We start from the raw sequence: 9,720 nt of genomic DNA, 5'->3' as shown, positions 1-9,720 counted from the left end.
TCTACAATAGGAGCTTTTTTTATTTCTGTAAATAAAAATGTTCATTTTTTCAACTTATGGTATTTTTATCCATGCATGCAAGACCAATGGGTCTGACCCCATTACATACTTTCTGGTGCTTTTATGCCAAGCAAGCGTAATCCTTCTTTTAATACGACAGTAACGGTGTAAACTAAGCTCAATCTAGCGGTACGTTCTGCATCATTTGTTAACACTTTGACGTGGCTATAATATTTATTGAAATCTTGTGCGAGTTCAAATACATATCTCGCAATTAGTGATGGTTCTAAATCATCAAATGCACGTTGTACTACATGTGGAAAATCACGCAGATGTTTAATGACATGCCAACTATACGAATCAGACAATCCTGGTTCATCTCCAAGACGATATTTTTGTAACACATCATTATTAAAATCAGTAGCTTTTCTCAAAATAGAACAAGCACGTGCATGTGTATACTGTACATATGGTCCTGTTCTTCCTTCTACTTTTAACATCTCTTCTAAGCTAAATTCCACATGATTCATTCGCTCATTTTTTAAATCGTGATAAATGACAGCTCCGACACCAACTGCTTCCGCAACAGCTTCCTTATTTTCTATTGTCGGATTTTTCTCTTCTATATTCCGTTTAGCTAGGGAGATTGCCTCTTGTAATACATCTTCTAATAATACAACTTTCCCTTTTCTCGTAGACATCTTTTTACCGTCTTTTAAGATAAATCCAAAAGGAACATGCACCATGTGCTTTGCCCATTGATACCCTGCTTTTTCTAAAACTGAAAAAAACTGTCTGAAATGAACGGTTTGTTCCTGACCAACAACATAGATAGCCTTCGAAAAATGATATGTTGCTTGACGATATCGCGCAGCTGTTAAATCTCGTGTTGCATACAAAGTTGCCCCATCAGACTTACGGATTAAACATGGTGGCATGTCTAGTTCAGCAAGTTTTACAACTTCTGCCCCTTCCGATAAAGTTAATAGCCCCTTTTCATTTAATACGTCAACCGTTTCATCCATTTTATCATTATAAAATGCCTCACCATGATAAGAATCAAACGATACATCTAACAAATCATAAATTTTTGAAAAAGCTTTGAGGGATTCATCACGAAACCATTGCCAAAGAGCCGTTGCTTCTTTATCTCCATCTTCCAATTTTTTAAACCAGGCACGTGCTTCTTGATTTAAAGCATCGTTTTCATCTGCTTCTTCATGAAATTTCACATATAAATCTAGTAGTACAGGAATTGGATTCTCCTGCACACTTGTCTCGGATCCCCATAATTTATAGGCCGTAATGAGCTTTCCAAATTGTGTACCCCAGTCACCTAAATGATTAATTTTTACGACTTCAAATCCGCACTTTTTGGCAATATGTGTTAGTGAATTACCAATTACTGTTGAACGCAAGTGTCCCATTGAAAATGGCTTCGCGATATTCGGTGAGGAAAAGTCAATCGTTATTGTTTGCCCGTTCCCTATTGTTTTAGAGCCATAATGATCTTTCTCATTGATAATTTGTTGGACAATTTGTTTACTATAAGATTTTTTATCCAAAAATCCATTGATATAAGGACCAACAGCGATAATTTTTTCATACAACGGATGTTCTAATTTAGCGGCTATTTGCTCCGCGATTTGTACTGGTGATTTCTTGAAGTGTTTAGCTAAACGAAAACATGGAAAGGCGATATCTCCCTGTTCGTCATATTTTGGTTGTTCAATCATTGCTTCTATTTCTGTCATAGATAGTACATGTTCTACATGTTTTTCGATTTCCCTAGCAAAAGCTTTACCTATATTCACGTATTTTTCCTCCTCTTTATTGTGAATTACCATTCCTTATCATTCTAGTCGTTCTTATGTGTTAAACTGAAACATTAAAAAAACCCCGCCTCTACGATAGAGGCGGGACTTTTCCCACGGTACCACTCTGATTATACAATCCTGGATAAATCTAAAATCTATCCGGATTGTTACTTGATACGATAACGGCTGAACCGGCTAAACCCTACTTCTATTTCAGGTTGCTCCTCTGAAGTGCGCTTCGTTATGAAGATGTCATTAGGCTTACACCGTCCCTAACTCGCTTAAGACTTTTCTTCACTACTACTCTCTTCATCACAGGATTCACAATTAATTTAGATTAGTGTATCATATTGCCACATATTTTTCATCTATGTATTTTATTTTTTTGCAACATAGGTGGACATATTCCGTTATATTCCTTTATCTTTTTGTTTATTTGTTTCAACTTTCTTTGCATTTCTTTACCTTCCAGTCCTTCCAAGTCATTTATTAATTGCTCTATTTCTTTTCCCACTTCAACCCAACGTGGCAAAACATGGTTATCCTTCATCGTTTTATACAATTGTGCTTCTGATGGGTTCATATATTCTCTTCCTAAGTTTAGTGGCTTTCCCTTTCCAGGTAAATCAGTAAAATGTCCATCTGCTTCAGCCTGACGAATAATGGCTGTCATATGGTCCGTATACTGCAAGCTAGCGGAAATTTCAGAATCATCTTCTCGCTCACTATTTTTTTCTCTCAATATTATCATCCTTTCATATTTTATCGCAGACTGTATGCCCCACTCCTCACTGCACGAAATTTTACTTTATTTATTATAAGTTTGAGGTCGGTCAATTCATGTAAGCATAAAAGTTAATTTATCAATGAAATGAAGATAGGGGCTTAGCTGTACAGCTAATACTTTTTAAACACTGAGCTTCTGAACTAGATTTTCTCTTTATTCTAATCTTTGCTATGATGATATTAGCGCTTGATATTCGACAGGCTCTTAAAAAATGTTATCGTTCCAATCATCTTTTACTTTACAACAATCATACAACATTATTTTACTTTTGAAAGCACTTTCTAATTTTTCGTTAAAAGCATTAGCATTACCAACTTTGCCTACTTACATCAAGATTATGATTCTTTTACTTCTACCTAATAGTTTCATATTAACAGAGAGAATCAGCACTATTTTAGAAATCTAAAATTTATGGAGGGAGGAGTAAAAATGCAGAACTTTTTTATGTATGCTGGAGTTATTTTTATTATCATGTTAAGTTGGACCATTATTTTTCGAAAAAGGCGATTCATTATTCGTTATCTTGCGCCAATATTAGGAGCATTAACTGGCATCACTTTAATTGGCTTGTCACTCTTCCAAAATAATTGGGATGGCACAGGTCTTGATTATTTTGCTGCATATCTATTTATTGGATCAGCGATAGCCATTCTCATATCTGCTTTAGCCCAAGTAATGGCTGATTTAAAAAATGATTATCACGCTTCTTAAGTTCAAGGAAGTACCCCCTTATCTCTCACCTTGTTTCATTATATCTATTAACTATATGACTCAATTTCTATTTTTAGTAGTATATGCTGACACACCTTCCCGATTTTTTCAATATACTGCATTATGTGGTATGAAGGGGGGGATTGCAATCAATTTTTTAAAACAAAGTTGGATCATACTCATGATTGGGTTTGCAACTGTTATATTCACTCTATTTATCGTCATCATTTTTGATCAACATGAAGTATCAAAAGATCCACCTGTAACTGAAAAAGACGATGGCAAAGATAATGACAATAACAAAGACTCTGAGCAGCAAAACGATAAAGATAAAGATGAAAATAAGAGCAATGATAAAGGTAAAGATAAAGATAAGAGTCAAGACAAGGGCAAAAAAGATAAAAATAAAGAAGAACAAAAGGTCCATTGGGGTGTTGACTCTGCAGAGGTTGCAAATGATGAATTATTAGCCTGTGTTGTGGAACATTTTGGAAAGCCAAAGGTCTTCGGTCGCTACCTCGGGGATAATGAAGGGGTGTCTACCGGATTAACTAAAGAAGAAGTGGAATTTTTACATGATGAAAACGTAAAGATTCTCGTAATCTATAACCATGTGTCAGATGTCACAGGTAAAAAGCAAGGCATTGACCACGCTAAACAAGCAATAAAACTTGCAAAAGAACTAGGTATCCCGGAAGGCGTCGCAATTTTTGCCGATATTGAACCAGATTACCCGGTTAATACTGCTTTTTTAGAAGGATGGTATGAGACGTTGGCAGATTCCCCATATGAACCTGCAATATATGGTGTTTTTGATAAAGATAGCGAATTACTAGCGGCATTTCAAAATATGCAAGAAGACATCCAAAAAGAATATTTAATTTGGACAGCTCACCCACAAGAAAAAATTACTTCAAAAGAAAACGCTCCTAAATTTGACCCTCAAGGCCCAGAAAAAGCTAAAGTTTTTGGTTGGCAGTATGCAATTGAAGCTAAAAAATGTACCATTGATACAAACTTATTTCAAGATGAATTACTAGACTTTCTATGGTGATAAACGCCAACTTCGATTAATTGCTTAGGCCACTACTGCAAGAATTAATACGAGATGCAGTTGTGGCTTCCTTCACTTCGTTAGCCTACAATTCAAATTCTACTATATTTTTAAATTAGGAAGTCCAATAGTTCGGATCATCCATTTGCATTTCAGTTACAGCATCGTCTAAATCCATCGGTGTGATCGTATAAATTGGATAGTTTTCTCCTTTTTTTGCCTCTTCATAAAAGAAGCGAACGCTACCAGGATATTCATCGTCAATTAATAATAAACAAGCATCACTTTTTTCTATAAACCAAAGATTTTTCGCCTTGAATTGATAGCCTCCTTTATACTCTCCCTTATAAATAGGTTCATAAAAATCAGCACACATTAAAAGTTCTTGATAGGTAAATTGAATTGGCTCTGGCCAACGGCTTTCCTGGTTCTCAAACGGAGGGAAGATACCTAATTTGATATCATATTCATCTTGTAAATCAAGCACTACCTGAGCAGTCCACATTTCTATGCCCATTTGCCCTGATATGATGATCCATTCGAGCCCTTCTTCAACATATGAAACGAGGCGTTTTCTTAATGCATATTTGATAAACACAACTCGTGGATCATCCTCTTTAAATATACCTAATTCCATTGGTTTATATCCTGTTACAGTTAATATTTTCAATCATGTTCATTCCCTTTTTATAAAAATCTAAAACGTAATATTGCTGTCACATATGAGAAATGAAGCCTTCATTACTAGCTTAGCATGATTTGTACCACAATTTCACCTATGTAATGTTTCTAAGTGGGTCTTCCAATCACATCTGATTATTTTTGTGTTGCACGCTGTTATTTAGAATGGAAGTAAAATAATCAAAAATCATCCACAAGCAAGTTCTCAGAAAACCTCACGCAGGATTGTCCGCTGTCGTAAAATGAATAGAGCTGGAGATTCTAACCTCCAGCTCTTCCCTTCATTGTTTTAGCACCATTTGCCGCCTTGGTTCCAATTTTGCATTCCTGTACCCATGTTTGGTGAAGTAACACCTGCGACTTGACCTGGATTCATTCCCATACCCATGCCTTGATTCATTCCTGGTGACATTGTTCCTGCTACTTGGCCTGGTGCTGACCCCATACCGGAACCCATTGGTGGCATCATTGCTCCTCCAACAAATGGACTAGGGCCTGGAACATTTGGACGCGGTGGGCGCGGAACTTGAGGCGACCCTCCATATAGATTCACACTATTTGTTGTATTTACTACAGAAGTCGAATGTGGAAAAACATGTGTATTCTTTACTAAATGATGTTTCATTACAGTTGTGTGTGATGGATGGACGTGCTCAACTTCGCTCTCTGTACAAACATCAACGCAATTAAACTTCGTAGGATAAACGATTCGCTTTCTACAACCACATTGTGGATGACGACGACAACATCTCATGATAATAATTTCCCCTTTCTTTTGTAGGTCACTAATAACCTATGTCATTTATCTTAGGGGTGTATATGACATGTACCCATTTATTGAAATAATTCTAGTGTACATGCCCCAAAAAGGAATGTTTTACATATTTTCAGCTGTCAAAAGCAATCTATCCCATACAAGATAATTAATAATGTGCAAGCAATCCTTTTTTCATTGCAAACCGTTCACAGGAAATAAAAATAAGTAGACCAAGTGCAAAATAAACAATTCCATTTCCGATTAACAAAGCAAATTCTCCAGCTCCGATTTCAGAAATATGAGTTCCGTTAATCATAATACCTCTAACAAGATCAACCCCTTTTACAAATGGAAAATACGCTAGATAAGGTGCAACAGATAAAGGAACAAATGTCAATCCGGCAATAATAAACTGTAATATTTGCAAAAAGGCATTCACTTGTTTCCATATAATTGAAATTCCAGCAACCATCAGCCCTACACCAAACATACTAAATAATGTTAAGATAAATATTGGTAATACGGAAATCACATCTACATTTAACCACTGATTAGTTGTTAACATCGATAAATAAAGAAGGGCAACCATGATGAAAAAGTTGATAACTGTAGTAGCAATTAACCGAGATGCCATAATTCGCCACACTCCTAACGGCGACATATAAAGCTGTTCCAATGTTCCTCTCATCGCTTCATTCGTAATTTCCCAACCGATATTTTGTACGACAAGCATTCCTAAAAACCAAAAGATATAATTCACAATCATATATTGGGTGTTTACGTCTTGTGTGGATGGATCACCGATTACTTGAATCCCAGCAAACATCCCTAAAAAAATAACATAAAATGTAATGATATATGCAAGTGTATTTGGTAAATACCGTTTCAATTCAATATATTCTTTGCGTACATTAGCCTGTAAAAGATTAAACCATTTCATAGTTATTTTCCCCCTTTAATATTTTCATAAATACTTGCTCGAAATTAACCGTTGTACGATCAATGGCTTCAACTGGGGTATGCTCCATTTGTAACAATCGAAATAAATCATATATTGCTTCACTTTGGTAAAGGTCCACATTTAAAGTTGGCTGCATTGTATCAGTAGTATATTTGTGAACTGGAAACTTTTCCTTTAAAAGCAACTGTTGTTTTTCACTAAGTAAAGCACCTAATGTTATCGTATAAGAACGAACATCAAACAATTTTAATAAATTTTCCACTTTATCATCTGTCACAACTTTTCCCCCATTAATAATAATCGTTCGGTCACATACTTCTTGGATAACATCCATATCATGGGAGCTAATAATAATCGTCCGATTATGCTTTTTCACAATTTCCTTTAATAATTCACGCACTTCATAACTTGTTTCAACGTCTAATCCTAATGTTGGTTCATCTAGTAAGATTACTTCACTATTAGCTAGCATGGCGACTGCGATTGCTAATTTTTGTTGCATACCACGCGACAATCGATTCACAAGTTCATTTTCCTTATCTTTTAGTCGAAAGGAAGTTAATAATTGCTCTACATTCTCTTTCACATCTTTTCGAGACATACCACGATTACCTGCAAAATATTCAAGGTTTTCCCTCACCGTTAAACGCCAATATAAATTTCGGTTGCCTTCTAGTACGGCGCTGATATGTTCAAGTGATTTTAACCGACTTCCATTTTGCCCTAGCCCGTTAATGGTGATTTCGCCTGAATCCGGTACAAGTAAACCACATATCATTTTAATTGTTGTCGTTTTACCAGCGCCATTTGGCCCCAGCAGCCCTAATATTTCTCCCTTTTGGACTGTAAAGGAAATATTGTCAACTGCTTGAATTACTTCTTTAGTTTTTCTTTTTTTATACATTTTGTTTAATTGCTTCACCGTGATAATCGGTTCCATTCCATCTCATCCTCCCATTTTGCTAAAGTCCCATAGTTAAAAAAATTATTTTTTTAATATGATTTTTTCGTCTTTAGCTGTTCTATATTTATCCTACATCAGTACATTTATTATCACTACGCCCTTTAGTTCGAAAATTAATCCGCCTTAAGACTGAGATGATGAAAAACCCACATCTTTTTGTTGTAATTTATTTACTTTATGTTTCTATTTCTTGTATGATGGTTTAATATAGAATAGGATTTAAAATGTAAAATTGTTTTATTAACATAAGAATATGTAAACTGTTATTAGCAATTAACCAATTTATTTAGATATTAGGAGGAGGTGAATACAGATGCTTTTTGAAATTGTTTCCGACTTTTTATTAGCGACATCGCCATTTTATTTTTATATTAGTTTGTTTTTATCTGCTCTAGCTGTATTAAAATTCATCCACTTTGACTTGCATCATTATTTACACCATAATATTTATTCCAAGCGAGCGCATACTATTGATATACATGTTTTACACTTTGAAAACCAAGTGGAGCAGGTTTCAGAAATTAGGGATTGGATTGCTCAGAAGATAAAGCGAATTGAGTCGCCTGATGATGATACCGACGGACATCCCCTTCCACTCAACACGTTACTCACACATTTTAGGGGAGGTATATTATGGAAAAAAGATCTGTATTCACATTTTTTAAGAAATATGGCTTCATCGCGATCATTCTTCTTATTTTCTTGGCGGGGTGTTCGGGAAATATAAATGAACCAATTGATGAACAAACAACTGGTTTTTTTAATCACTATTTCGTATACAATTTTTCATTACTTATAAAATTTCTTGCTAAATTATTCAATGGTAGTTACGGTCTGTCGATTATTATTATTACGCTACTTATTCGACTGGCAGTCATGCCATTTATGTTGAAACAAACGAGAAGTAGTCTAGAAATGCAAGATAAAATGAAAGATATAAAACCCGAAATGGACGAGATTCAGAAAAAATATAAAGGTAAAAAAGACAAGGAATCACAAACGAAAATGCAACAGGAAATGATGGCCCTTTATCAGAAACATAATTTTAATCCACTTGCATCATTTGCTGGCTGTTTACCGATGTTAATTCAATTTCCAATCTTAATCGGTTTTTATTATGCAATAAGAAGAACACCAGAAATTGCAGCTCATGAATTCTTGTGGACAAATCTAGGTCAACAAGATATGATTTTAACAATTACTGCTGTTGTCATTTACTTTATTCAATCTAAAGTCTCACTAATAGGCTTAGATGAACAACAGCGGAAGCAAATGGCCATTATGGGGTATATATCTCCAATCATGATTGGGGTCATATCCTTAAATGCACCAGCTGCTTTACCTTTATACTGGACGGTTGGTGGCGTATTTATCATTTTCCAAACATTAATTTCTAAGCGTATGTACTTGAAACATAAGAAAAGCTTAGAAACGAAATAATATAACAGGGGTTGTGTCATGTAAAATGTACCCTTTGTAAAGTACATTTTAAAAAAAGGCTTTTAAACAACTTGAAGAAGATGATGACTGTATTTTGCAGGCGTCATCTTTTTTAAGTTCCATTGACTACGGTAATGATTATAATAGATCATATAACTCTTAATTTCTCGTTTTACATCTTCTAAGGTTTCACAAGCTTTAAAGTCTGTTTCATCTTTAAAATGGCCAAAAAGCGATTCTTGTGGGGCATTATCCCAACAGTTTCCACGGCGCGACATAGATTGCCCCAGTCCCATTTCTTTCACCATCTTTTGAAATTGGGGGCTGGTGTAGTGGAAACCTTGATCGGAGTGAATGAATGCACCTTCAGCCAACTTTATCCCACTCTTTTTCAACCTTTTTAATGTATTTAATGCAATATCTAACGTTATTCTATCAGATGTCTCACAGGCTAAAATCTCATTGGTTTCGGCATCTTTTATAGTTGATAAGTACGCACGTTTTCCTTTTCCATGACTCAAATAGGTAATGTCTGTTAATAATACTTT

The 9,720-nt window shown here is 35.2% G+C and carries 11 protein-coding genes and 1 other annotated feature; of the genes, 4 read left to right on the top strand and 7 right to left on the bottom strand.

Annotated elements, in window-relative coordinates; translation table 11 throughout:
- Positions 1–101: 101 nt before the first annotated feature.
- Both argS and ACFFIS_RS09050 read right to left on the bottom strand, forming a co-directional pair.
- Positions 102–1,814, bottom strand: coding sequence for an arginine--tRNA ligase (gene argS / locus ACFFIS_RS09055; RefSeq protein WP_390187128.1), 1,713 nt, complete (start codon positions 1,812–1,814; stop codon positions 102–104).
- 95 nt (positions 1,815–1,909) lie between these two features.
- Positions 1,910–2,142 (bottom strand) — a binding site (T-box leader).
- 39 nt (positions 2,143–2,181) lie between these two features.
- Positions 2,182–2,559 (bottom strand): DnaJ family domain-containing protein, encoded by a 378-nt coding sequence (locus tag ACFFIS_RS09050; RefSeq protein WP_320378400.1) that lies wholly within the window; start codon positions 2,557–2,559, stop codon positions 2,182–2,184.
- 474 nt (positions 2,560–3,033) lie between these two features.
- On the opposite strand from ACFFIS_RS09050, the gene ACFFIS_RS09045 reads away from it, so the two are divergent.
- Together ACFFIS_RS09045 and ACFFIS_RS09040 are read left to right on the top strand one after the other, a co-directional pair.
- Complete coding sequence (locus tag ACFFIS_RS09045; protein WP_320378399.1) at positions 3,034–3,315, top strand: YesK family protein; 282 nt, start codon at positions 3,034–3,036, stop codon at positions 3,313–3,315.
- Between the two features lie 181 nt (positions 3,316–3,496).
- The gene (locus tag ACFFIS_RS09040) at positions 3,497–4,369 is read left to right on the top strand and encodes a glycoside hydrolase domain-containing protein (protein ID WP_390187125.1); all 873 of its coding nucleotides are present in this window, start codon (positions 3,497–3,499) and stop codon (positions 4,367–4,369) included.
- 115 nt (positions 4,370–4,484) lie between these two features.
- On the opposite strand, the gene ACFFIS_RS09035 is transcribed toward ACFFIS_RS09040, so the two are convergent.
- The 4 genes from ACFFIS_RS09035 to ACFFIS_RS09020 form a co-directional block, all read right to left on the bottom strand.
- Complete coding sequence (locus ACFFIS_RS09035; protein WP_390187123.1) at positions 4,485–5,039, bottom strand: SLOG family protein; 555 nt, start codon at positions 5,037–5,039, stop codon at positions 4,485–4,487.
- A gap of 300 nt (positions 5,040–5,339) precedes the next feature.
- On the bottom strand, positions 5,340–5,804 hold the full coding sequence (locus ACFFIS_RS09030) for a CotD family spore coat protein (protein ID WP_320378396.1): 465 nt from the start codon (positions 5,802–5,804) through the stop codon (positions 5,340–5,342).
- 169 nt (positions 5,805–5,973) lie between these two features.
- Positions 5,974–6,747, bottom strand: a complete 774-nt coding sequence (locus ACFFIS_RS09025) for an ABC transporter permease (RefSeq protein ID WP_320378395.1) — start codon at positions 6,745–6,747, stop codon at positions 5,974–5,976.
- Positions 6,734–7,708 carry an ABC transporter ATP-binding protein gene (locus tag ACFFIS_RS09020; RefSeq protein WP_390187120.1) on the bottom strand — a complete coding sequence of 325 codons (975 nt, stop codon included), beginning with the start codon at positions 7,706–7,708 and terminating at the stop codon, positions 6,734–6,736. Before ACFFIS_RS09020 ends, ACFFIS_RS09025 begins: the two co-directional genes overlap by 14 nt.
- A 337-nt stretch (positions 7,709–8,045) precedes the next feature.
- On the opposite strand from ACFFIS_RS09020, the gene ACFFIS_RS09015 reads away from it, so the two are divergent.
- On the top strand, positions 8,046–8,459 hold the full coding sequence (locus ACFFIS_RS09015; RefSeq protein WP_320378393.1) for a hypothetical protein: 414 nt from the start codon (positions 8,046–8,048) through the stop codon (positions 8,457–8,459).
- Positions 8,366–9,172, top strand: a complete 807-nt coding sequence (gene yidC / locus ACFFIS_RS09010) for a membrane protein insertase YidC (protein WP_320378392.1) — start codon at positions 8,366–8,368, stop codon at positions 9,170–9,172. Before ACFFIS_RS09015 ends, yidC begins: the two co-directional genes overlap by 94 nt.
- Positions 9,173–9,234: 62 nt before the next feature.
- Here yidC and ACFFIS_RS09005 read toward each other — a convergent pair.
- On the bottom strand, positions 9,235–9,720 hold a 486-nt coding region (locus ACFFIS_RS09005), incomplete at its 5' end, for an IS3 family transposase (RefSeq protein ID WP_390187117.1).

Source organism: Paracerasibacillus soli (assembly GCF_042432965.1).
Taxonomy (GTDB): Bacteria; Bacillota; Bacilli; order Bacillales; family Amphibacillaceae; genus Paracerasibacillus; species Paracerasibacillus soli.
The sequence above is the reverse complement of the archived record's forward strand: the minus strand, read 5'-3'. Positions and strand labels throughout refer to the sequence as shown.

Coding starts and splice junctions, on each gene's coding strand:
- ACFFIS_RS09045 (WP_320378399.1), top strand. CDS start 3,034: ATGCAGAACTTTTTTATGTATGCTGGAGTTATTTTTATTATCATGTTA.
- ACFFIS_RS09040 (WP_390187125.1), top strand. CDS start 3,497: ATGATTGGGTTTGCAACTGTTATATTCACTCTATTTATCGTCATCATT.
- ACFFIS_RS09030 (WP_320378396.1), bottom strand. CDS start 5,804: ATGAGATGTTGTCGTCGTCATCCACAATGTGGTTGTAGAAAGCGAATC.
- ACFFIS_RS09025 (WP_320378395.1), bottom strand. CDS start 6,747: ATGAAATGGTTTAATCTTTTACAGGCTAATGTACGCAAAGAATATATT.
- ACFFIS_RS09020 (WP_390187120.1), bottom strand. CDS start 7,708: ATGGAACCGATTATCACGGTGAAGCAATTAAACAAAATGTATAAAAAA.
- ACFFIS_RS09015 (WP_320378393.1), top strand. CDS start 8,046: ATGCTTTTTGAAATTGTTTCCGACTTTTTATTAGCGACATCGCCATTT.
- yidC (WP_320378392.1), top strand. CDS start 8,366: ATGGAAAAAAGATCTGTATTCACATTTTTTAAGAAATATGGCTTCATC.